Annotated in this window: 22 protein-coding genes; 5 read left to right on the forward strand and 17 right to left on the reverse strand. The window is 31.6% G+C overall.

Translation table 11 applies throughout. The annotated features are described in order from the left end of the window. Positions 1–32: 32 nt before the first annotated feature. The 9 genes from J9309_RS04535 to J9309_RS04575 all read right to left on the reverse strand — a co-directional run bounded on the left by J9309_RS04535 (position 33) and on the right by J9309_RS04575 (position 10,007). The gene (locus J9309_RS04535) at positions 33–2,240 is read right to left on the reverse strand and encodes a M1 family metallopeptidase (protein WP_230477357.1); all 2,208 of its coding nucleotides are present in this window, start codon (positions 2,238–2,240) and stop codon (positions 33–35) included. 88 nt (positions 2,241–2,328) lie between these two features. Next, entirely contained in the window at positions 2,329–3,561 is a 1,233-nt protein-coding gene (locus J9309_RS04540) for a DUF6051 family protein (protein WP_230477358.1), read from the reverse strand. Positions 3,562–3,714: 153 nt separating this feature from the next. Beyond that, positions 3,715–4,326, reverse strand: a complete 612-nt coding sequence (locus J9309_RS04545) for a DUF4254 domain-containing protein (RefSeq protein ID WP_230477359.1) — start codon at positions 4,324–4,326, stop codon at positions 3,715–3,717. 91 nt (positions 4,327–4,417) lie between these two features. After that, positions 4,418–4,588, reverse strand: coding sequence for a twin-arginine translocase TatA/TatE family subunit (tatA, locus tag J9309_RS04550; protein WP_230477360.1), 171 nt, complete (start codon positions 4,586–4,588; stop codon positions 4,418–4,420). Between the two features lie 37 nt (positions 4,589–4,625). Continuing rightward, positions 4,626–6,215: a murein hydrolase activator EnvC family protein gene (locus tag J9309_RS04555; protein ID WP_230477361.1), complete on the reverse strand. Its 1,590-nt coding sequence runs from the start codon at positions 6,213–6,215 to the stop codon at positions 4,626–4,628. 77 nt (positions 6,216–6,292) lie between these two features. Continuing rightward, the gene (locus tag J9309_RS04560; RefSeq protein ID WP_230477362.1) at positions 6,293–7,084 is read right to left on the reverse strand and encodes a DUF4292 domain-containing protein; all 792 of its coding nucleotides are present in this window, start codon (positions 7,082–7,084) and stop codon (positions 6,293–6,295) included. 11 nt (positions 7,085–7,095) lie between these two features. Further along, the gene (locus J9309_RS04565; RefSeq protein WP_230477363.1) at positions 7,096–8,118 is read right to left on the reverse strand and encodes a sugar phosphate nucleotidyltransferase; all 1,023 of its coding nucleotides are present in this window, start codon (positions 8,116–8,118) and stop codon (positions 7,096–7,098) included. Between the two features lie 29 nt (positions 8,119–8,147). Beyond that, positions 8,148–8,579 (reverse strand): dUTP diphosphatase, encoded by a 432-nt coding sequence (gene dut / locus J9309_RS04570; protein ID WP_230477364.1) that lies wholly within the window; start codon positions 8,577–8,579, stop codon positions 8,148–8,150. A 6-nt stretch (positions 8,580–8,585) separates the two neighbouring features. Beyond that, positions 8,586–10,007 carry a lipopolysaccharide biosynthesis protein gene (locus J9309_RS04575; RefSeq protein WP_262897282.1) on the reverse strand — a complete coding sequence of 474 codons (1,422 nt, stop codon included), beginning with the start codon at positions 10,005–10,007 and terminating at the stop codon, positions 8,586–8,588. Between the two features lie 74 nt (positions 10,008–10,081). Here J9309_RS04575 and J9309_RS04580 point away from each other — a divergent pair, with 74 nt between their 5' ends. The 5 genes from J9309_RS04580 (at position 10,082) to J9309_RS04600 (ending at position 13,824) form a co-directional block, all read left to right on the forward strand. Continuing rightward, the gene (locus J9309_RS04580) at positions 10,082–11,083 is read left to right on the forward strand and encodes an NAD(P)H-dependent glycerol-3-phosphate dehydrogenase (RefSeq protein WP_230477365.1); all 1,002 of its coding nucleotides are present in this window, start codon (positions 10,082–10,084) and stop codon (positions 11,081–11,083) included. A gap of 3 nt (positions 11,084–11,086) precedes the next feature. Next, positions 11,087–11,503 (forward strand): hypothetical protein, encoded by a 417-nt coding sequence (locus J9309_RS04585; protein ID WP_230477366.1) that lies wholly within the window; start codon positions 11,087–11,089, stop codon positions 11,501–11,503. Positions 11,504–11,656: 153 nt separating this feature from the next. Next, positions 11,657–12,535, forward strand: a complete 879-nt coding sequence (locus J9309_RS04590; RefSeq protein WP_230477367.1) for a bifunctional 5,10-methylenetetrahydrofolate dehydrogenase/5,10-methenyltetrahydrofolate cyclohydrolase — start codon at positions 11,657–11,659, stop codon at positions 12,533–12,535. Between the two features lie 2 nt (positions 12,536–12,537). After that, complete coding sequence (locus J9309_RS04595; protein WP_230477368.1) at positions 12,538–13,185, forward strand: 7-carboxy-7-deazaguanine synthase QueE; 648 nt, start codon at positions 12,538–12,540, stop codon at positions 13,183–13,185. 117 nt (positions 13,186–13,302) lie between these two features. Then, on the forward strand, positions 13,303–13,824 hold the full coding sequence (locus J9309_RS04600; protein WP_230477369.1) for a plastocyanin/azurin family copper-binding protein: 522 nt from the start codon (positions 13,303–13,305) through the stop codon (positions 13,822–13,824). Between the two features lie 412 nt (positions 13,825–14,236). On the opposite strand, the gene pgi is transcribed toward J9309_RS04600, so the two are convergent. The 8 genes from pgi to J9309_RS04640 all read right to left on the reverse strand — a co-directional run bounded on the left by pgi (position 14,237) and on the right by J9309_RS04640 (position 25,016). Continuing rightward, the gene (pgi, locus tag J9309_RS04605) at positions 14,237–15,889 is read right to left on the reverse strand and encodes a glucose-6-phosphate isomerase (protein ID WP_230477370.1); all 1,653 of its coding nucleotides are present in this window, start codon (positions 15,887–15,889) and stop codon (positions 14,237–14,239) included. Positions 15,890–16,019: 130 nt separating this feature from the next. After that, positions 16,020–16,919 carry a hypothetical protein gene (locus J9309_RS04610; protein WP_230477371.1) on the reverse strand — a complete coding sequence of 300 codons (900 nt, stop codon included), beginning with the start codon at positions 16,917–16,919 and terminating at the stop codon, positions 16,020–16,022. A gap of 35 nt (positions 16,920–16,954) precedes the next feature. Beyond that, a complete protein-coding gene (locus J9309_RS04615) occupies positions 16,955–17,425 on the reverse strand; it encodes a ribonuclease H family protein (RefSeq protein ID WP_230477372.1) in 471 nt (156 codons plus the stop codon). After that, entirely contained in the window at positions 17,425–19,278 is a 1,854-nt protein-coding gene (locus J9309_RS04620) for a M1 family metallopeptidase (protein WP_230477373.1), read from the reverse strand. The genes J9309_RS04615 and J9309_RS04620 overlap by 1 nt, the downstream gene beginning before the upstream one ends. Next, complete coding sequence (locus J9309_RS04625) at positions 19,278–20,015, reverse strand: lysophospholipid acyltransferase family protein (protein WP_230477374.1); 738 nt, start codon at positions 20,013–20,015, stop codon at positions 19,278–19,280. Before J9309_RS04625 ends, J9309_RS04620 begins: the two co-directional genes overlap by 1 nt. An 878-nt stretch (positions 20,016–20,893) precedes the next feature. Further along, a complete protein-coding gene (locus J9309_RS04630; RefSeq protein ID WP_230477375.1) occupies positions 20,894–22,030 on the reverse strand; it encodes a DegT/DnrJ/EryC1/StrS family aminotransferase in 1,137 nt (378 codons plus the stop codon). Between the two features lie 1,785 nt (positions 22,031–23,815). Beyond that, a complete protein-coding gene (locus tag J9309_RS04635) occupies positions 23,816–24,463 on the reverse strand; it encodes a DUF6266 family protein (protein WP_230477376.1) in 648 nt (215 codons plus the stop codon). Positions 24,464–24,740: 277 nt separating this feature from the next. Beyond that, a complete protein-coding gene (locus J9309_RS04640; protein WP_230477377.1) occupies positions 24,741–25,016 on the reverse strand; it encodes a helix-turn-helix domain-containing protein in 276 nt (91 codons plus the stop codon). Positions 25,017–25,060: the final 44 nt, after the last annotated feature.

A 25,060-nucleotide genomic window follows, 5' to 3' on the forward strand; every position in this document is an offset into this window, starting at 1 on the left:
CTTTTTTATTAGTTATTAAAATTTAATGAAATCTATTTTTTCTTAAATTCTAATTCATATTCTCCTTGTTTTAAAATGAAAGATTTTAAATCTTCAGCATATTCAAATTTAATATCCGCTTCATCAAAAACAAAAGTTCTACCTTCTGAATGCATTATTGGAAAAGCTGGTTGATTAGCCGCTTGAGCAACTAAATGATTATTATCTACTTTAATTACTATTTCCATTCCGACTTGTGCATTATGAAAAGTACCAACAAATTCATTTACGTTAATTCTTGATTGAACCATTTCTCCATCTCCACCAATTGTGAATGTATTATTTGATAAATCTGCGTCTGGATAAGCTCCTGTTGGATCTAACTTTATAGTAGTAACTTCTTTTTTACTTGGTACATGAAAAGTCCATTCCGTATTTTTTTTCCAAACTTCAACTGGTAATTTAACCTCTTGTTTTGTTCCATCCTTGAATGTTAATTGAACCGTAGTTGGCATAGGTAACTGACCAATATTTTCAACCGTTACATTTATACCTTTCGTAAAATCTCCTTCTTTGTATTTTGCTCCTTTTACACCTTGATCAATTTTCCATTTGTTCAAAAACCAACCTCTCCAAAACCAAGACAATTCTTCTCCGGTTACATTTTCAATCGTGCGGAAAAAATCCTCAGGCGTTGGATGTTTATATGCCCAATAATCTATATATGTTCTTAAAGCTTTGTCAAAACGCTCTTCTCCTATAATTTGTTCACGTAACAATGTCATACCAGCGCCTGGTTTGTAATACAATAATAAACCTATATTACGTTCACGCATATTATCTGGCTGACTTGCAATCGGCTCTAATTTATCACTATTAAAAACCGAGGCCATTCTTTGTAAAGGTTGCTTCACATAATATTCACCATTGTTAAAATTCTTTGTAGAAATATCATTAATAAACGTATTAAAACCTTCGTCCATCCAACCGTGTACACGCTCATTAGAACCTACAATCATAGGAAACCAAATGTGTCCAAATTCGTGATCTGTAACTCCCCAAAGGCCTTCACCTTTCGAATTCATGTGACAAAATACAATTCCAGGATATTCCATTCCACCTTCATTTCCCGCTACATTAATCGCTGTCGGATAAGGATATTCAGACCATTGTTTTGAATAATGTTCGATGGAAGCTTTGGTATATTCTGTTGAACGAGACCAAGCATGTTGTCCATCACTTTCTACTGGATATGCAGAAATTGCTAATGATTTATCGCCTGATGGTAAATTAATTTTCGCCGCATCTAAAATGAACGCAGAAGACGAAGCCCATGCAAAATCTCTTGTATTTTTAATTTTAAACTTCCATGTCTTAGTTTTAGACGAAGTTCTTTCAGCTGCATTAACCTCATCCGCTGTACGAATCATAACAGTAGCATCACTTGTTTTCGCTTTATCCCAACGTTTTAACTGTTCAGAAGAATATACATCTTTCGGATTTAACAATTCGCCAGAACCAACAACATAATGATTTGCCGGTGCCGTAATTGTTGCCGTAACATCTCCGTACTCTAAATAAAATTCTCCAGGACCTAAATAAGGTAACGTATTCCAACCATGTATGTCATCGTAAACAGCCATACGTGGAAACCATTGTGCAATTGTAAAAATCTTTCCATTTTTTGTATCAACCACTCCAGTACGATCTGCACCTTCGTTCGGAACAGTGTAAGAATATTCTACTTTAATTTTAGCTTTTCCACCTTTTGCTTTTAATGCTTTTGCTAAATCAATTTGCATTCGTGTATCGATAACCGAATATTTAACTGGTTTCCCATCAACTGTGACAGATTTTATTTTATATCCGCCGTCAAATGTAGAACCAGAATCTCCGTATCTACTTCCTGTTGCAGGAATTAAAGATGCTCCTCTTGAATCTTTATTGAATAAATTTTGATCCAATTGTAACCATAAAAATTCAAGTGAATCGAAACTGTTATTAGTGTATAAAATCTCTGAACTACCGACCAATTCATTTGTTTGATCATTTAAAGAGATTGTTAAATTATAATCAGCTCTATTTTGCCAATAATTATGTCCAGGTTTACCACTTGCAGAACGATAATCTGTTCCATTATTTAGGTAAAAAAAAGGTTTAAACGCTTCGTGATAATCGTATTTCGGAGTTTCTTGAGCTGATATATTCAACGCTAAAAAACTTAAACCTATGCAAAGTGATTTCGTAAGTAGTCTATTCATTCTTGTATGATATTAATATGGATTAAAATAAAAATACCTCTTATTTTTTAATAAGAGGTATTGATATTCTATTTATTACATTTTATTTTTAGGCATTGTAAAAATCACTCGCCGATTTTATAAACTGTTTAAAAGATTCTGTGACTTCGTCCTGAATTTTATTTGTTAAAGGAAATGGAATCATATGCGAATATTCAAACGGGAAATCCTGAATTTCTACCTCTATTTTTATATTTCTATAACCTCCTTGTAAAGTATTTAAAGCTTCCATCGGCGGAGCTACTTCGTCTTTCTCTAAAACATAAGCTTTAATCTGACCTTGTAATTCTTTGATGCGAACTTCACGTTCTTTTTGAAAATAATTATAACGTAACATCATCTTAAACCAACTTTCTTGAGGATGTAATTGTTGATTCTGAAAATGACCTAAACGATGATCTGATTTAAAATCAGAACTTAATAATTCAGCAAAAACTGTTTGCATTTTTATCGCTGCTCTTGCATCCATGATGTATTTAGAAATCGGGAACATACGATCGATTGTCATTCCACCACAAAAACAAAATAATTTCGATTTCTTAAAAATTCCTTCAGGATCAGCCATTTTAAGAATAATTGATAAAAACGATCCTATTGAATACCCGAATAAATCGAAAGTAGAATCTGCTGACACACTTTTGATAGTATTATTACGAATAGAATTAACCACCGAAATTACGTCTGAATACGTTTGGAAACCAGACCAGAAAATACGCTGAGGATGAGCTTCTAGTCGAGAACTGATTGCTGCATTAACAAAGGAACAATCTGAATTGTCCTTGAAATTTTTTCTTCTGAAATTAGAAACTTCCACCATTGCACGACGATCAGACCAAATTTCTTCAGCTCGATTCATATGAAATGCAATCGGGAATAAGATTATTGCTTTCTTTGTTTGTTGCGCTAGTTCATAAGCCCAAGGAAGATATTTATCCCATCGTTTTTCATTTAATCCATGAAAAAAAATAATTGCTCCATCTGCCTTTTCAATATCAGCGCGTTTTAAGATATAATAATCAAAATGTTTATTACATTCGATATCAAAATCAGTTGCATCAACAGATGGAATTCCATAAATAACTTGGGATTTTTTTTCTGCATCAACTGAGAAATTTAAATCATGTTTATCGCATGTGTACTTTGGTGATCCATGAAGTAAATCGGCTTTAGTCGAGTCAAAATGAATTGTTTCTATCGTTAAATTTAAACCATCAACTTTTTTAAAAGAACCTTTTTTTTCAAAATTCTCTTTTAAAACCTCATATAATTCACTGTAATTCATAAGAATAACTCGTTTTGAAATAAATTTATTTCTACTTTTTTCCTACTTTATTAAGAATAGCTAAAATTACAAATTTATTATGCATGCCTAACAATGTTGCATAAAAAAAGCTTAACTAAGAGTTAAGCTTTTATATAGCAAGTGATTAATTACTTATTTTTTATTTGCGTATAAAACAGGATTTAAAGACTCGTCGTTGTACATTTTCATTTGTTTGTACACACGCATGTATTTATTTCCTTCTTGAAAATCAACTAATAATTCTTCGATAGCAGTAGATAAATCAATATGTTGTTGTTTTAAAACATCTAACTTCGCTTGACACGCTGCAATATGTTCTGGAGTTGCATCTGTACGATCAACTTCTTGTTGCATGTGGTAAACTTTAAGCGATAAGATAGAAAAACGGTCAACCGCCCAAGCAGGAGATTCTGTATTAATTTTCGCATCAGCTTTCACTTCAACATTTGCATATTGTTGTAAAAACCAGCTATCAACGTATTCTACCATATCTGTACGTTCTTGATTTGATTTATCAATCCAACGTTTTAATGATAATGCTTCAACAGGATCAATTTGTGGATCACGGATAATATCTTCTAAATGCCATTGAACAGTATCAATCCAGTTCTTTTTGTATAATAAATGTTCAATTAAGTTTGACTCGTCGTATGGATTTTCGATTGTTCTATTAACATCATCATATTGATGATAATCGTTAATTGATTCATTAAAAATCTCCCAAGCTCTTTCTGTAAACTTCATTGTAATATGTTTTTGTCTAATAAAAATAAAAGCATTGTAATCAGAAATTGTTTCACAACTACAATGCTTTGTATATAATTAAAATACTATTTTAATTTTCTTTTTTAGGTTCGTTCTCGTCACCTTCCTTTTTTGTAGCATCTTTGAATTCTTTAATTCCAGATCCTAATCCTCTCATTAATTCAGGAATTTTCTTACCTCCGAATAATAACAAAACTACGATAATGATAAGAATCCATTCTTTACCCCCTAACATTCCCATATTGAATTGATTTTAATGCAAATATATTTATTTTTTGTTACATTCCTGCTATCCAAAGTGCAGGATTTTGTTTCGTTGTTCCGCTCCATACTTGGAAATTCATGATTGTTTCTCCAGTTGGTGCAGTATCAATTAATCCAATTAATTGACCACGTCCTACACGATCTCCTTTACTTACATTTACTGTAGATAAATTCGTATAAACCGTGTAATATGTTCCGTGACTAACTAATACAGATTTGTTACCACCTTGGATTGGCATTACGAAAGAAACAGTACCTTCAAAAACGGCTCTTGCACTTGATCCTTTTCCTGTAGAGATATCAACACCACTATTTTGAATGTCGATATTCTTTAAGATTGGATGCGAACTTGTTCCGTAATGACTTACAACTTTCCCTTTTGCAACTGGCCAAGGTAATCGACCTTTATTCGCTAAGAAATCTCCAGATAAACCACCAACTTCTGGTGTATCATTAAAGCTTTCAGCTGGTTTTGGTTCGTCTTTTACAACAACCTTCTCTTTTTCAGGAACTTTCGTTATTACCTTAGCTGCGGCTTCTGCTTTCGCTTTCGCTTCGGCATCAGCACGTGCTTCAGCAATTTTACGCTGATCTTCTTCTTTCTGAGCTTTTAAACGAGCTTCCTCTTCCGCTTTACGCTGCGCAATTAATCGCTGACGTTCTGCTTCTGCTTCACGTTCTAATTGTTCGAATTTTGCAACTTCTGTTTTCGCTGTAGATGCAAAACTACCTTTTGGATAAGATTTTAAATACGATTGGTATGCTGCCTTTGAGTGAGTACTACGAGCAACATTCCATGCTTTCGCATCCGCTTCAATCGCTGCAATATTTCTACGTGCAGATGATGCGTAATCTCCTTTCGGATTTTCTTTTAAATATTCGTTATAAGCAGGAATTGTATTTGCATTACGCGCAATATCCCAAGCTTTTTTATCTTTTTCAGCTCTAATTTTTGCTTGACGAATTTCTTCTTCGATAATCGCTTTAATCTGAGCATCAATCTGACGTTGTTGGTTTTGTTTCGCGTTAATATCGGCAGCAATTACACTTTCATTTTTCTTAAATTCAGCAACAGCTTTCTCTTTTTCTAGTCTTTCTTTTTCTAATGATTGACTAAATAATTGCTGTTGAGTTAAGACTTTTTCTTTGTCTTGTTTAGCTTTTTCTTTTGCTGCTTGTTTAGCACGAATATCAGTTGTTTTACCAACTATCTCTTCTGCTTTAGCAATTTGATAATCAGCGTATTTTTCTAAATATTCAACTCGGCGATAAGCTTCACTAAGACTTTTAGATGATAAGATAAAAAGTAATTTATTGTCTACCGAACGATTTTGGTAGGCACGAACTAATACTTTTTTATAATCTTCTTTTAGAACCTGAAGTTCACGAGAAAGTTTATTAATTTCTAACTGAGTCAAATAAATTTCATCTTCGATAAAGCGTTTTTCTTTACCTAAGTTGCTTACTAATTTGGTCTGAGTATCTATTTTTTTGGTAAGATTTTGCACATATTCTACATTAAGTCGAGAATTTTCTTGATTTTTCTTCAAGGCTTGACCTAACTGTAAAATTTCTTTTTTTAACTGTGCATTTTGTTTTTGCAAATTCTCTTTGTTATAGGGCACCTGAGCATTTACCCATATACTCAAAGAGCATATAATTGCGGTTAAAACAATCCTCATTATTTTATTTCTTTTTTCTTATACCCACTTGGAACTGAGAAAGGTGTATTTGTTTCTTGATATGTAAAACTATTATATTCCAAATCCACTTGACGCGTTTTTTTATCTTTTATAATAATTTTAACATTTTTAGGAAACTCTTCCTCACCCACTTTCATCCAATTTGCATATGCTATTTCAACTTCCATCTTGCGTTTTGGATCTTTAAGATGAGCTTCTTTTAGACGAAAACCATTATCAAAAACGTAAGTCTGAATGTATTCACCCGCTTGAGGTGAAGATTGAATTTGTGAGTTTTTGTTATACGCTACAATATATTGATTTTGATCTAACGTTGCTGTGTATTCTGTTGGATTTAAATCCACGAAAACTTTACCTAACATTAAATTCTGAAGCTTTTGATAATCAATAAAATCGACCTTTAAAAGTTTATTCGCTAACGAAAAATCACCTTCGTAATATGTTCCACCTACTTTCTCGTAAGCAGAAAAACCATCGGGTGTTATTAAAGCTCGTGCTCCTGTAAAACCAAATTTAGTAGCATTAACCCAAATTTTAGATCCATTATTTACGTAAATCGTTGCTTTTACATCACCAGAAATTTCTTCCAAATCAGCTACTACTTTGGCTTGAATCGTTAAATGATCAAAGTTTGATTTTTTAGCTAACGTTTGGTTGATAATTTTAGTAGATTCTGAAACTAACGGAGCTTCAGAATTATTTACCACTTTTGATGAGGTACAACTTGTTACAGCAAATGCTAAACCTAAAATTAGGGCTAATTTTTTCATATCTTAAATTATTAAGCTTCGTGAGATTTAAAATCTAATTCAGAAAAATCACCTAGCGAAATACTACGAGAAACACCGTAATATTTAGCATTATTACCAATCATAGAATCAGTTAAATTCGCGTTAGCAATAATAGAGTTTTCTTGAATTAATGAATTGTCGATATTAGAACATTCAACTTTTGTTCCATTTCCTAAAGAAACATTTGGTCCAATTTTAGAATTTCTGATTACAACTCCATCTCCAATATAACATGGTGGAATAATTAATGAATTTTCGATAACTGCATTTGAATTAATCGATGAATAATCTGCTTTATCTAAATTTAAAACTCGAGAGTTTGTATCAACAGTAACCGCTTTATTTCCGCAATCCATCCATTCGTCAACTTTACCTAAAGTAAATTGATCTCCTTTTGAACGCATTGTTTCTAACGCATCAGTTAATTGATATTCACCACCAGTTGTGATATCATTTTCAATTAAATGTTCAATTTCTTTGTATAATTTTTGACCATCACGGAAGAAGTAAATACCAATGATTGCTAAATCTGATACAAATTCTTGAGGTTTCTCTACGAAATCTGTAATTACCTCGTTTTCATCTAATTTTACTACTCCAAAAGCTGATGGATTTTCAACTTGTTTTACCCAAACTACACCATCAGATTCCATATCTAACTTAAAATCTGCACGGAATAATGTATCTGCATAAGCAACAACAACTGGTCCGTCTAAAGCTTGTTTTGCCATCCAAATTGAATGTGCTGTACCAAGAGGTTCTAATTGATGAGCAATTGTACCTTTCGCACCTAATTTTTCTGCAATTGTAACTAAATCAGCTTCTACTTCAGCACCAAAATCACCGATAACGAAAACAATTTCATCAATTTTTTCTGAACTTACTTTGGCGATATCCTCAACTAAACGGTGAACGATAGGTTTACCTGCAATAGGGATTAATGGTTTAGGAGTTGTTAATGTATGTGGGCGTAAACGAGATCCTCGTCCAGCCATTGGGATAATAATTTTCATTTTAAATAAATATTGTTGAGTTTGATCTCTTACTTTCCTGTACTACCGAATCCACCTGCTCCACGCTCAGTTTCATCTAAAGTTTCTACTTGTTCCCACGAAATTGTTTCGTGTTTTGCTATTACTAATTGTGCGATACGTTCACCATCTTCGATAGTATAAGTATCATTAGAAACATTGGCGATAATTACACCAATTTCACCACGATAATCTGCATCAATTGTACCTGGAGAATTTAAACAAGTTAAACCATGTTTTAAAGCCATACCACTACGAGGACGAACTTGTGCTTCGTAACCTGCTGGCAATTCGATGAATAATCCTGTAGGAATTAAACGTCTTTCTAAAGGTTTTAATTCAATTGGTTCATCAATATTCGCTGTCAAATCCATACCAGCTGATAAAGCCGTTTTATATTCTGGTAACGCGTGTTTCGATTGATTAATAACTTTTACTTTCATGGGATTTTATCTCTGAATCAGTTTTTTAATAGTTCTTCGTTCTACGATAAATAGCAATGCAATGTACGAGATTAATAAAAGATTACCAATAATCAAATTAGAATCTAAAACATAATAATTAACACATGCCATCACAATTGCAATTGTCATATATAAAATGATTTTTCCTGTTTGATATGGAATTTTGTAAGCATTTTGTCCCCAGATATATGAGATGATCATCATCGTTCCATACGCGATTAATGTTGCCCAAGCCGATACCATGAAACCATATTTTGGTAATAAAATTAAGTTTAATATAACTGTAATCGCTCCTCCTATTAAAGAGATTCTAGTTCCTACATTGGTACGATCTGTTACCTTATACCATGTAGAAAGATTGTAATAAATCCCGTAAAATAAGTTCGCTATTAAAATAATTGGAACAATATCTAACGCTAACCAGAATGATGATTTTGGTATAAAAATTTGTTTGATTAAATCAATATTAGCAAGTATTCCTAAAATCACAACATTACAAATCAAGCTAAAGAAAAACAAGATATTTGCATACATCTGCTTTGCGTCTTTATCTTTTGCTACTTTAAAGAAAAATGGTTCTATTCCCATTCGATAAGCTGTGACAAACAACGTCATCAAAGTCGCGATTTTATAACATGCTGCGTATGAACCAGCATCAGCTTCATCAATTAATTGACGTTGGACTAATTTATCAAAATTCTCATTTAATATATATCCTAAACCTGCAATCATAATCGGATATCCATAAAGAAACATCTTCTTAAAAAGATCTGAATCAAATTTTAATTGAACTTGTTTAATCACACCTAACAATAAAACTACACCTAAAATAGACGCAATTAAATTGGATATAAAAGGATAAGAAATCGTGTTCGTAAATCCTAAATCAACCATAAAATCAGTCGAAATATAATACAACAAGAAAATGGTTAATAAAGCCTGAAACACATTTTGGAAAACCTTAATTGCTGAATAATAAATTGGCTTATTCTTAAAACGAAGTACAGCAAAAGGAATTACACAAATTGTATCAAAAAAAGCAATCCAACCAAACCATAATAAATACTCTGGGTTTTCTGTATAATTCGCAAAATCTGCTAATGGTTGTAAAAAAACATAAAGCAAAATCAGCATTAAAGAAGATGTAGCTGTCATAAACCAAAATGCCGTATTTAAAACCTTTTGATAAAGACCATCTTCTGTTGCGTAACGGAAAAATGCAGTTTCAAAACCGAAAGTTAAAATAACATTTAAGAAAGATACAGCGGCATATAATTGACCAAAAATAGAAAAATCTGTTTCTGCTGTTTTTCCAATAATAAAAGGATTTAAAGCAAACATTATCAATCGAGGCAAGATTGATCCTACACCATATATGATGGTTTCGCTAAATAATTTTTTATACAAGTTCGTAAGTTTTTGTAAATACAAAAATAGGTATAATACAAATTCCTTAACTTTGTAAGTTCAATAAAATTATTATGATTGAGTTATCAAATCGTAAAGTTGGATTAATTGGGAATGGAAGCTGGGCAACTGCAATTGCAAAAATGCTGAGTAAAAACCTTGAAACATTCAACTGGTGGGTGAAAGATGAATATGTGAAAGAAAGTATCGAACAAAATCACCACAATCCAAATTATTTAACAGATGTAGAATTTAATCCTGAAAAATTAAAAATTTCTACAAACATCAACGAAGTTGTATCAAATTCTGATATCATTTTTTTGGTTGTTCCTTCTATTTATGTTGAAAGCTGTTTAAGTAAATTAACGATTTCATTAAAAGATAAATTTGTTGTTACATCAATTAAAGGAATTATTCCGAATCATTATAAAGCTGTCGGACAATATTTAGTTGACGAATTTAATATTAAAGATGAACAATTAGGTGTTGTAAGTGGTCCTTGTCATGCAGAAGAAGTTGCCTTAGAGCGTTTATCTTATTTAACAATTGCTGCTTTAGATGAATTGAAGGCTAAAACAGTTGCAGATTGTTTGGCTTGTAATTTTATCAATACTAAAATCTCAAACGATATTTTCGGTACAGAATACGGTGCAATTTTAAAAAATATTTATGCCGTTGCTGCTGGTATTGCTCACGGATTAGGTTACGGAGATAATTTCCATGCGGTATTGATGAGTAACGCGATTCGTGAAATGAATGACATCTTGAAACAAGTCAATAAAACCAAACGTCAAATTAACGATTCGGCATATTTGGGTGATTTATTGGTAACTGGATATTCAAATTTTTCTCGAAACCGAACTTTCGGAAATATGATTGGAAAAGGATATTCTGTTCAATCCGTTATTATGGAAATGAATATGGTTGCTGAAGGTTATTATGCAACAAAAGGTGTTGCTATCTTAAATGAAGGATACAAGATTAAAGCTCCAATAATTCATGCTGTTTATAGCATACTTTATGAAGGTAAAAATGCCGGAAAAACAATGAAAGAATTATCTATGAAATTAGATTAAATTATGATTAGAAAAGATTTTATTTCTAAATATATCGAAGAGTTAGGAAAATCAATGGCTCGTCTAATTGCGTACGAAATTGGTGACGAAGATGATAATTTCATTTTTCATTTCAATGAAATGTTACGCTCATATTATCGTTTAGATGATAATGAATTAGCAACTTTATTAATCGCTGACGAAGATCGAGATCAATTTTTATTGTCTGATGAGTTAAAGAAAGCTAGTATTAGAACTTATCTAAAAGCAGCTCGTGTATATTTAACAATCGGACAAACAGAAAAGGCAGTTTTAAGTTTTAAAATTGTTGAACGAATCCAAAGTGTTAATTCAGGAATTTTCCAATTCCCAACAGAAGAAGATGCAATTATCGCAGCTGAATACAAAACTGTAAAAGAGCAATTAAACTCATTTGTTTAGATTACAACGAAAATATATACTAAAAGCTATTTATCATTTTTTGATTGATAGCTTTTTTTATTTCCAATCAATCTTTCAAACCTCTTAAATCTAGTTATCAACAACTTTATTCATAACTATTTTGTTCTTATCTTTGCGCAAACACAACAAACAATGCAAATTTTAGATGGTATTAAACTTTCAAAAGAGATCAAGAACGAGATCAAATTGAAAGTTGAATCGTACAAAGAACAAGGAAAACGTGCACCACATTTAGGTGCAATTTTAGTTGGAAACGATGGCGCATCACGCACATATGTAGACAACAAAATCAAAGATTGTAAATTCGTAGGTTTTGAATCTTCTGAATTAATTTTAGACGATACAATTTCTCAGGAAGAATTAATTTCTAAGATCAAAGAATGGAACAATGATGCTAATTTAGATGGTTTTATTGTTCAATTACCATTACCAAAACACATCGATCAAGAGGCTGTAATTAACGCAATCGATCCTGATAAAGATGTGGACGGATTTCACCCAATGAATTTTGGTAAAATGGCGTTAGAAATGGAAACATTTTTACCGGCTACACCTTACGGAATTATGGAAATGTTAGAGCGTTACAATGTTCCTACAGCTGGTAAACACACAGTTGTAATTGGTAGATCTCGTATCGTTGGACGTCCAATGTCAATCTTAATGAGTAAAAATGGAAACCCTGGAAACAGCACAGTTACAATTACTCATTCAAAAACAGAAGATTTAGCAAAATATACCAAAGAAGCTGATATTGTAATTACAGCTTTAGGAGTTCCTGAATTTTTAAAAGCTGATATGGTAAAGGACGGTGTAGTTATCGTAGACGTTGGTATTACTCGCGTTGACGATCCTTCATCTCCAAAAGGATTTAAATTAGCTGGTGACGTAGATTTTGAAAACGTAAAAGAAAAAGCTTCTTGGATTACTCCAGTACCAGGTGGTGTTGGCCCAATGACAAGAGCAATGTTATTAAAAAATACTTTATTAGCTTACAACAGAAACAACAAATAAGAATGATTAATATTACATCAACGACAAAAGAACAACAAGAACTACTTAAAGAAGGTAAGTTATTACCAATTATGGAGCACTTTTACACAATTCAAGGTGAAGGAGCTTATACTGGTGTGGCTACCTATTTTATCCGATTAGGTGGATGCGATGTTGGATGTCATTGGTGTGATGTAAAAGATAGCTGGGACGCAGAAAAACATCCTTTAACTTTGGTTGAAGATATTGTTGAAATTGCAACTTCACAAGCAAATATTATCGTAATTACTGGTGGTGAACCATTGATGTGGGATTTATCGTATTTAACGAAAAAACTACACGAAAAAGGAGCGCGTATCCACATGGAAACTTCCGGAGCTTATCCAATGTCAGGCGATATTGATTGGGTTTGCCTTTCTCCAAAGAAAACGATGTTACCAAAAGATGATGTTTGCGAAGCAGCGCACGAATTAAAATGTATCATCTATAATCAACATGATTTTAAGTTTGCTGAAGAACAAGCAGCTCGTGTAGGTAAAGATTGCGTTTTATACTTACAAACTGAATGGAGTAAACGTGATAAAAACTTACCTGAGATTGTAGAATACGTTAAAGAAAATCCGAAATGGAGAATTTCTTTACAAACTCATAAATATTTAGATATTCCTTAGGAATTAAATACAAAAAGGACATCAGTTGATGTCCTTTTTTTTGTACTAGTTTCTATCATAGAAAAAAACTTTTAATTCATCCATAATAATCGTAACTTAATCGAAATTTGAAGAATTATGAAAAAGATTTTTTTAATGGCATTTGTTCTTCCGCTAGTTTTCTCGTGCGGAAAAGAAGAAAAATCAAATGCAAATACAGATATAATCGAATATAACGAAACTTCAACTCCTGAAGCTACTACTTCTGCAACTGCACAAACAACGAATCATATCGTAATTAAAGCCAATGATGATATGACTTTTGATAAAACGACCTTTACCGTAAAAGTTGGAGAAGAAATTACATTGTTGTTAATGAATAACGGAACTATGTCTAAAGAAGCAATGGGACATAATTTAGTTATTCTGAATCAAGGTGTTGATTTAGGAGATTTTGCGTACGCAGCATCTTCAGAAAAAGATACTGATTACATTCCAAAAGAAAAACAAGCTGATATTTTGGCACATACTAAACTTTTAGGTGGTAAAGAAAATGACCAAATAAAATTCAAAATTGAGAAGCCTGGAGATTATCAATTCTTATGCTCGTTCCCTGGACATACAGCAACAATGCAAGGAAAAATAATTGCAGTTAATTAATCAAAATATAAGCCTCCAATCGGAGGTTTTTTTTATTTATATTTTTAAAATTAACTGACATAATTGCTATGACTCGTCTATTTTTTTAGACTAATTGCATAAATCTTTATGATTTAGAAATTGATTATGAGCTAAAAAACCGAAAATCCTCCTACTAATCTATGATATTAATAGATTAATAAATAAATATTGATGTTTTTTATTTTTTGGCACACTAATTGAAATATTATAAGAGTATAAGATTTAGTAGAGTAAATTTTGTCCTCATGTGTTAATTTTAAGCCTGAACATTTTTCAGGCTTTTTTTATGCTCTATATTTTAACTCAGAAATATTAAAATTCGAGCTGAATTTGAAATAAAAAAAGGAATATTCAATGAATATCCCTTTAAAATTTTAAATATATCTGAAAACTATTTTCTCCAAAATTTATAGGCATTGATTAAGCCGTTAGTCGAAGAATCATGAGAAGTTACATTCTCTTCATTTTCTAATTTTGGTAAAATAACGTTTGCTAATTGTTTTCCTAATTCTACTCCCCATTGATCGAATGAGAAAATATTCCAAATCACGCCTTGAACATAAATTTTGTGTTCGTACATCGCGATTAAATTTCCTAAAACACGTGGCGTTAATACTTCGTATAAGATTGAATTTGTTGGACGATTTCCTTCAAAAATTTTGAACGGAGTTAAGAAATCTATTTCCTCTTGCGATTTCCCAGCTTTTACCAATTCCGCAACAACAGTTTCTTCGTCTTTACCAAAAGCTAACGCTTCTGTTTGTGCGAAAAAGTTTGATAATAATTTTGCATGATGATCACCTAAATTATTCAATGAATTAGCTCCGGCGATAAAATCAGCAGGAATTAATTTTGTTCCTTGATGAATTAATTGGTAAAAAGCATGTTGCCCATTAGTTCCTGGTTCACCCCAAATAATAGGTCCAGTTTCGTAATCAACTTTCTTTCCATCACGCCCAATATATTTACCATTCGATTCCATATCTCCTTGTTGGAAATAAGCCGCAAAACGAGATAAATATTGTTCGTATGGTAATAAAGCAACAGAATCCGCTCCAAAGAAATTGTTATACCAAATACCTATTAAAGCTAAAACCACAGGTATATTTTGATCTAACGTTTCAGATTTAAAATGATTATCCATTTCGTGAGCACCTTCTAACAATTCCTCAAAATTATCATACCCAACGGCTAAACAAATACTTAAACCAATCGCACTCCATAAAGAGTATCTACCACCAACCCAATCCCAAAATTGGAACATATTGGCTGTATCTATACCAAAATCCGCAACTCCATTCGCATTAGTAGATAATGCCACAAAATGTTTTGCAACGTCTTTTTCAGCAGCTCCGTTATCTAATAACCATTGCTTTGCTGTAAAGGCATTCGTCATCGTTTCTTGTGTAGTAAACGTTTTCGAAGCAACGATAAAAAGAGTCGTTTCCGGATTAATAACTTTAAATGTTTCTGCTAAATGTGTTCCGTCAATATTAGAAACAAAATGAACGTTTAAACGCGTTTTATAGTGTTTTAACGCTTCAGTCACCATCACAGGACCAAGATCAGAACCTCCGATACCGATGTTTACAACATCTGTAATTTCTTTACCAGTAAACCCTTTCCATTGCCCAGAAATCACTTGATTAGAAAATGACTTCATTTGTTCTAACACTTCATTTATCTTAGGCATTACATCTTCGCCATCAACCAAAACTTCTTCGTTCGAACGGTTTCGTAAAGCGGTGTGCAAAACTGCACGACCTTCTGTAACATTAATTTGATCGCCGTTAAACATCTGTTGAATCGCTTCATCAACGCCAGTTTTTTTCGCTAAATCAACTAATAATTGAATCGTTTCTGCATTGATTCTATTTTTAGAATAATCGATTAATAATGATGGATATTGTATAGAAAATTGTTCGAAACGTTTTGGATTCGCTTCAAATAATTCTTTGATTGTTGTATGTTGAATAGATTCGTAGTGTGCTTGTAAGTTTTTCCAAGCTGAAGTTGTTGTTGGATTGATTGTATTTAATGCCATAATCTGTTTGTTACTTAACAAATTTAGACAAAAATAGATGCCTTTTCAAATTATAATAAAACGATAACGATTGCGTAATTAAAAATAATTTAGCAACCTATTAGGTAAAAAAAAATAATTGCATCAGCAACTATTTTTTTCTATTATCCATTATCAATTTTGCTTCTTTTAACCAAGGTTGATGATCGCAAAATGTTTGTATTGCTTGGTAAGTAATTGCGCTAAATTCGTCCGATGGATCTAAATCGTCGATCAATGCGCGAATGAAGGAATATTTAATTGATTCGCTTTTTATATTTTTTAAAATATCTATTGGTGACTCACCTCTATTCAATTTTTCATCTAAAAAGTAAGTAACAATTCCTCTGTAACTTTTAAATTGTTTAAAATCATTATCGTTATCCAAATCAAACCTCTTAAAATCTAAAAAGTCAATTGGTAACTGAGTTTTAGTAGGATTAAAATACGCGTAAGAATCTCTGTAAGTGTACAACAAGTTAAACTCGTCAAAGTATAAATTTCGAGCCTCAATTTTTTCAAAAGATTTATCAACATGGTAATCAACCATTACCTTTCTTAGGTTTGCTGTAAAATCTTCTATATTTTGAATGTATTGATCGGCATCTAATCTAAAAAGTGACTCGTTGGCAAACCATTCATTGATTAATTTATCCTTTTCAAAAAGATAATTATTTCGCTCTGCTCCAATCCCTTTGAAATGGAAAGTTTCTTCTAATTTTCTTAAATCTGTCTTGAAAAATAAACTATCTCCTGGAATTAAATACAAAGAATATTCTTCCCTATCGATTGAAAAAGTTTTGTAGCCTTCGTCATTTAATTGAATTGTATCAGAAAAATTTCCATCAAAATCTAATGCAAAACCTTTTTCACGTTCATTTAAAATTACATAGACACTATCTAAACTCGTATTTTTAATCTGTCCACTAAAGACAACAACATTGTTCTTTTCCTTACTATTGCAAGCAAATAAACTTAGTACTAGTGGAAGAATTATTATCCAAAACTTCATTTTCATTACTGTATTCCTCTCCGCAAAAGTAAAAATTATTCGTCTTGATTCGCTTCGAAATAAGAATCAATTTTAAAATTTTCTGGTTTATTTGCAGCTTCTACTGCTAATTGGTCTGCACGTTCATTCCAAACATTTCCTGCATGACCTTTAACCCATTGAAATTTAACTTTCTGAATTTTATAAACCTGTAAAAAACGACGCCATAAATCTTCGTTCTTTTTTCCTTTAAATCCTTTTTGAACCCAACCAAAAACCCAACGCTTTTCGACAGCGTCTACTACATATTTTGAATCGGTGAAAATTGTAATTTCAGTATTTGTAAATTTTAAAGATTCTAACGCCACACAAACCGCCATTAATTCCATTCGGTTATTCGTCGTTAATCGGAAACCTTGTGAAATTTCTTTCTTTATCATTTTTTCGGTTTCCAATAAGATTAATCCATAACCTCCTGGTCCAGGATTTCCTAAAGAAGAACCGTCTGTATATGCTACAATTGCCATTAGTTTGCCTTATAATTAAGCATTGCATCAATCGTATTTCGTGCAACAAAATGATAATTCGGACGAGCTGATTTGTAAATATCGTTTGCTAAAGACATTTGATTAGACTCTTTTAAAGCTAAATACAATGGTTCTAAAAACTTACGGCGACCTACGCGAACTAAAAATTCTTTTGCATTCGCATTTACCACATCATATTTCATTAAGAATGACTTCTCGAACCAAGCTGTCTGAATTTCTGGGTTTTTAGAATTGGTAAAATCGTAAACCTCATCTAAATATTTTAAATCTTGAATAGTATTCTTTTTAGGATCGATTAATCGAATAAAATGAACCCACTCGTTTGTTGATTTTGAACTAATTTCAACTTTTTTAGCGGCAATATTATTACGTCCGTTTTGAATATCTTGATTGAACTGAGCTTCTGTTAAATCGAATAATTTTGATGTTGGTTTTACTAAATTTTTAGGCCAACCAGTTGTGTAAATCCATTCTTGAACAAAATCATCTTCTCCATTCGTTAAATTCGCTTTCATATAATCCACGAATTTTTCTGTTGTCATCGTTTGAAATGCATGTAAGTTGAAGTAAACTCTTAAGAATTTATCAAATTTCTCACGTCCATAACGATCTTCTAACATTTTTAAGAATAAATATCCTTTATCATAAGGCACATCTGAAAAAGCATCATCAGGATTAGCTCCTGTCATGTTCACTTTAAGTGACGTGTATTTTTCTGGAATATTACGCATAGAAGTTTCTAAGTCTTGGAAACCGATTACCGAAATCATATCCGAATAATCTTTCCCTTCTAACTCTTCCATAATACGACGTTCGAAATAAACTGTAAAACCTTCGTTCACCCAGAAATCATCCCACGTTGAATTGGTAACTAAGTTTCCTGACCAAGAGTGTGCTAATTCGTGAGCAATTAAATTTGTCATCGAACGATCGCCCACAATAGCAGTTGGCGTAGCAAATGTAAGACGAGGATTTTCCATTCCTCCGAAAGGAAATGAAGGTGGTAAAACTAACACATCAAATTGTTCCCATGGATATTCCCCATATAATTTTTCGGCAGTATCAACCATTTTACCCGTTAAAGCAAATTCCCACGAAGCCGCATCAATCATACCTGGTTCAGCATAAACACCTGTACGATGATCGATTGCTCTGTACTCTACATCACCAACAGCTAAAGCAACCAAATAAGGTGCAATAGGTTGAGGCATTTTGAAATTGTAAATTCCATCAGCAGATTTCTCCTTTGGATTAATCGCACTCATTAAAGCCATCAAACCTTTAGGTACTTTTACTTTTGCATCGTAAGTGATTCGAATAGAAGGAGTATCTTGAATTGGAATATATGAACGCGTTAAAATTGCTTGACCTTGTGTTAATAAAAAAGGTGCTTTTTTATCGTTTGTTTGCGATGCATCTAACCATTGTAAAGCATTGGCGTCTGGCGATGTTTTATAAAAGATTTTTACGATGGTATCGTTTTTATCGACTTTGATGTGTAACGGTTGACCTTTGATTTCGTCTTTTTTACCTAAAGAAAACTCTGTCTTTTTTCCGTTTGCTAATAAAACTGAATCAATTGTTAATTTTTCAGTATCGAAAATGATTTCATTTGCATCATTATTTTCAAATGAATATTGAGCCGATCCTTTGATGATTTGCTTCTCAAAATCAGTTTCTATGTCTAATGATAAATGCTTAACTTTTGCTTTAGAAATATCCGCAAATGTTTGACTATCTCTTCCTTCATTATTATTTGAAACTTCAACAACTTGTTTATTACATGCAACTGTAATTGCAGCTCCAACTGCTAATAGTATTATTCTTCGCATTATTCTATTTCTTTACGTATAATTTGATACGTGTAATTTTTAATTTCAGCTTTATGCTCTTTTACATTTTTATCTTTCGTTTCTACAATATCCAAGAGTTTAACTTTAACCGTACCTGGATATCCTTGGAACCAATTGAAAGGAAACATTTCTTTTAAACCTTCGATGGATAAAACGGCAATTGGAGATTGGGTTTCGATGGCTATATTAAAAGCTCCATCCTTGAATTTATCTAAAACAATTGAAGTATCGTCTGAAACACCACCTTCTGGAAAGATAAAAATACTTAAGTCTTGATCTAACTTCTGTTTTGCATTTGGGATAACTTGTGCTCGACTCTTTAAACTAGAACGATCAACCAAAATACAAATGCGTTTATAAATCCTTCCAAAGATAGGAATTTTGCCTAATTCAGCTTTCCCTACAAATACAATTGGATGATGTTTTAAGACTGTTAGAACTGTCATAATATCCATCATCGAGGTATGATTCGCGATGAAAACATAATTTTCGTTAGGATCTAACTTTACTTTTTCCTCGTACTCTAGTCTAAAACCTGTTCCATAGAATATAAATTTACCCCAATATCTTATTATCGGATAAATATATTTGAAAGCTTTTTCTGAAAATATTAATGGAATTGTAACAAATAATCCGAACACAAGAACATAACTTGCTCCGAGAATAATCATCCAAATTCGCCAAAGTAAAACTAGTAATCCTTTGATGTATTTCATTCGATTTTCTTAATGTAAACGAAGATAAGTTTTTTAATTATATCGATGACATCGTCATTTACTTATCTATATTACTTTTTTCATTTATTACTTTTCTCTTGACAAAAAGTAATTAAAAAGTCAAGGCTTTAAATCTATTAGACTAAAAATAAATTCATATTACGAGAATGAATTTAATGTCTTCTTTTATCCGAAAGATTATTATTGTTATTCAATACTTTTTTCTTGATAAAAAAGTAATTAAATAGTCAAGGCTGCGATTTTATTTTATGATGTTTTAAGCATAAATAATATTATTTCGAGAATTGATTTAATATCTTCTTTTAATAGAGTATCTTTTATTATTATTCATTACTTTTTTCTTGACAAAAAAGTAACCAAAAAGTCAAGACTATAAATCTATTAGACTAAAAATAAATATCATTTCGGGAATGAATTTAATGTCTTCTTTTATCCGAAAGATTATTATTGTTATTCAATACTTTTTTCTTGATAAAAAAGTATTCAAAAAATCAAGGCTGCGATTTTATTTTATGATGTTTTAAGCATAAATAATATTATTTCGAGAATTGATTTAATGTCTTCTTTTATCCGAAATATTATTATTGTTATTCAATACTTTTTTCTTGATAAAAAAGTATTCAAAAAATCAAGGCTGCGATTTTCGACGGTCAATTTTCATTTCGCTTCTTTAAAATGTTTAAATCGCTCGCTAGCGCTCGGTAAACATTTTTACAATTCGCTCAATGGATTGACACTCGTCTGCTAATCGTTAGGCCAGGTTTTATCGAGTGATGATTTTAAGATGATGATTACAACAAAAAAAGAGAATCAACTAAAGTCAATTCTCTTTTAAAAATTATATTGTTATTAAATTATTACTTTCCGAATACTTGTTTCACTTTCTGAGCGATTCGATTACGATCCTCATCCGATAAATTAGATCCTGAAGGTAAACATAATCCATTATTAAATAATTCTTCTGCAACCGTTCCTCCATAATAAGGTGAATTTTCAAATACAGGTTGCATGTGCATCGGCTTCCATAAAGGTCGAGATTCTATATCGTCTTCTAAGAATGCTAATCGTAGATCTTCACGATTAACGCCTGTAATTTCAGGATTAATTATAATGGCAGATAACCAATGGTTAGAATAAAATTCTTCTGTTGGTTCAGTGAAAACAGTAACTCCGTCAATGTCTTTAAACAATTCTTGATAGAAATGATTCATCGCACGACGAGCTTCAACACGTTGATCTAAAACTTCCATTTGACCACGACCAATTCCAGCCGTAATATTACTCATTCTGTAATTATAACCAATCTGAGAATGTTGATAATGAGGTGCGTTATCGCGTGCTTGAGTTGCTAAAAATACCGCTTGATCTTTGTCTGTCTTCGTTTGACAAACTAACGCTCCACCACCTGATGTTGTAATAATTTTATTGCCGTTGAAAGATAATGCTCCAAATTTCCCGAAAGTTCCGGCTGCTTGGCCTTTGTAAGTTGAACCTAATGCTTCTGCAGCATCTTCTATCACTGGAATTTGGTATTTATCAGCAATGGCATGTACCTCATCTACCTTGTAAGGCATTCCGTATAAATGAACCGCAATAATCGCTTTAGGTGTTTTTCCATTTGCTATACGATCTTTAATCGCTTCTTCTAAAGCAATAGGACAAATGTTCCATGTTTCTGGTTCAGAATCTACAAAAACAGGAATTGCACCTTGGTATGCAATTGGATTAGCTGAAGCTGAAAAAGTCATTGTTTGACAAATTACTTCATCGCCATGTGATACACCACATTCTATTAAAGCTAAATGTAACGCAGCGGTCCCAGCTGATAAAGCGGCTACATGAGAATCTTGTTGTAAATATTGTTCTAAATCTTCTTCAAAACCGTTTACATTTGGCCCTAATGGAGCAACCCAGTTAGATTCAAATGCTTCGTGTATATATTTTAGTTCAGTTCCTCCCATGTGTGGAGAGGATAACCATATTTTTGTGCTCATTGTTTGTGTTTTACTGAAGGCAAATTTAAAAGATAGTTGTTAGATATTGTTGTTATTGAATACTTTTTTCTTGATAAATAAAGTATTCATTAATCAAAACTGTAAATCGTTGTACTCATATTCGATTGTATCATGTATATTTTATTCAATACTTTTTTCTTGATAAAAAAGTATTCAAAAAATCAAGGCTGCGATTTTCGACGGTCAATTTTCATTTCGCTTCTTTAAAATGTTTAAATCACTCGCTAGCGCTCGGTAAACATTTTTACAATTCGCTCAATGGATTGACACTCGTCTGCTAATCGTTAGGCCAATTTTACTTTATGATGTTTTAAGCGTAAATAATATTATTTCGAGAATGAATTTATTTTCTTCTTTTATCCGAAAGATTATTATTGTTATTCAATACTTTTTTCTTGATAAAAAAGTATTCAAAAAATCAAGGCTGCGATTTTCGACGGTCAATTTTCATTTCGCTTCTTTAAAATGTTTAAATCACTCGCTAACGCTCGGTAAACATTTTTACAATTCGCTCAATGGATTGACACTCGTCTGCTAATCGTTATGCCAATTTTATTTTATCATGTTTTAAGCATTAATAATATGATTTCGAGAATGAATTTATTTTCTTCTTTTATTCGAAAGATTATTATTGTTATTCAATACTTTTTTCTTGATAAAAAAGTATTCAAAAAATCAAGGCTGCGATTTTCGACGGCAATTTTCGTTTCGCTTCTTTAAAATGTTTAAATCACTCGCTAACGCTCGGTAAACATTTTTACAATTCGCTCAATGGATTGACACTCGTCTGCTAATCGTTATGCCAATTTTATTTTATCATGTTTTAAGCATTAATAATATGATTTCGAGAATGAATTTATTATCTTCTTTTATCCGAAAGATTATTATTGTTATTCAATACTTTTTTCTTGATAAAAAAGTATTCAAAAAATCAAGGCTGCGATTTTCGACGGTCAATTTTCATTTCGCTTCTTTAAAATGTTTAAATCGCTCGCTTGCGCTCGGTAAACATTTTTACAATTCGCTCAATGGATTGACACTCGTCTGCTAATCGTTAGGCCAATTTTATTTTATGATGTTTTAAGCATAAATAATATTATTTCGGGAATGAATTTATTATCTTCTTTTATTCGAAAGATTATTATTGTTATTCAATACTTTTTTCTTGATAAAAAAGTATTCAAAAAATCAAGGCTGCGATTTTCGACGGCAATTTTCGTTTCGCTTCTTTAAAATGTTTAAATCGCTCGCTAGCACTCGGTAAACATTTTTACAATTCGCTCAATGGATTGACACTCGTCTGCTAATCGTTAGGCCAATTTTATTTTATGATGTTTTAAGCATTAATAATATGATTTCGAGAATGGGTTAAATGTCTTCTTTTATTCGAAAGATTATTATTGTTATTCAATACTTTTTTCTTGATAAAAAAGTATTCAAAAAATCAAGGCTATAAATCTATTGGACTAAAAATTATGATTCCGTATTAGTTCTACATATTATAGTTTTCAAATTAACTTCTTTAAATAAATATATTTAACTCTCTAATCTAACTATATTCCGAAGCTTATTAAGCTTCTCCTCTTAATCTCAAATATTCTTATCCTTCATCTAATTTATTTTATTTACGTCATAAATTTAAATGCTAGGTTTTATTTTGCTTAATTTAATAACATTTGGTCTATTGGACTAAAGTTCTAATGGAGCTTTTATTAATAAAAAAGTCTGTTGTATAACAGACTTTTGATTATAAATACTTAGGTTTTAAATTATTGTAATTGATCCGATGTATATTGAATTTGATGCATACAAATCTTCATTATTTACGAATGCAATCCAAACGTGCATGTCTTTATTTTGATATCTTGGTAAAAGGGTTAATTGTATTGTTTCATCAATACGTTTCGTAGTGGTTTTATAAAATACTGTTTGTGCATCTAATTGCTCATCTTCAGCTAAAAGAACAACCAAATAATCATCTTCATCAGATGTACCTGCTGTATTATTTTCCCAATCTATTTGTAAGGTGTAAGGATTTGGTGAACTAATAGCTGTTGGTTGTGGGCTAACCCCTATGCCTTTTGAGAAATGCATTCTGTCATAATGGGGAATAAGAGTTAAATTATTCATATCACATTCTATTGAATTTAAAATATTCCCCATTGCATTATTATAAGGAGATTTTAAACCTACTTTATGGCCATAGAATTTTTTAGCATATTCGCGGTAACTTCTCATGAATTCAACTACTTTGTTGAAACGATCTTTAACTAATAGCTGTTTAGATGTAGGAGGTTTTGAAGATTTTTTTGGTCGAATACGTGAAATTTCAATGCCGTTGACATTTGCTACAACAATGCGCCCTGTACGCCCTGATGTTCCTGAAATAATACTGTCGTTAATTTTTCCCATACTATATATTTTTGTTGTTAAATAATTGATTTACTCTAAATTATTAACTAAAACTAAATATTTAAGGAAATTGGATTTATACCTACATCGTTGAGTGTACTAAAACTTAATTAATAAATTTTGTACAAGATTCGACAGAAATATACAAGTCTGGCTTTTGGGTAGCTCTTTTCTGTATATTAACGTAGAGTTTCTGGCTCTTTTGTTCGAGGTTTGTTCGTGTTAAATGGTGTATTAGGGTATTAAAAAAAGAGCTATTAAGCTCTTTTTTCTATTTTTAATGAAGTAATTGATTGATGATTACTTTGTAAATTTCGTGTTTGAAATAGATGTTTCGACCGAAAAAATTATATGCTTTAATTATTTTCTTTTCTCGATAGTTGAACAATGTTGATCGACTAATTTTAAGTAGTTCTAATACTTCCCTTTCTTCCATTAGTACTAAATCCATCGAATGGACATCTAGATTTTCTAATGCTAATTTAATCTTATCTATTTCAACAATAATTTGCTGAAATGTTTTCATCGTGTTGTGATGTGGATTCTTTTCCATTCCGTTTAAATTAAAGTTAGTCTTTAAAATTTACGAAAAATTAT

Origin of the sequence: Faecalibacter bovis (genome assembly GCF_017948305.1) — a bacterium.
Classification (GTDB): domain Bacteria; phylum Bacteroidota; class Bacteroidia; order Flavobacteriales; family Weeksellaceae; genus Empedobacter; species Empedobacter bovis.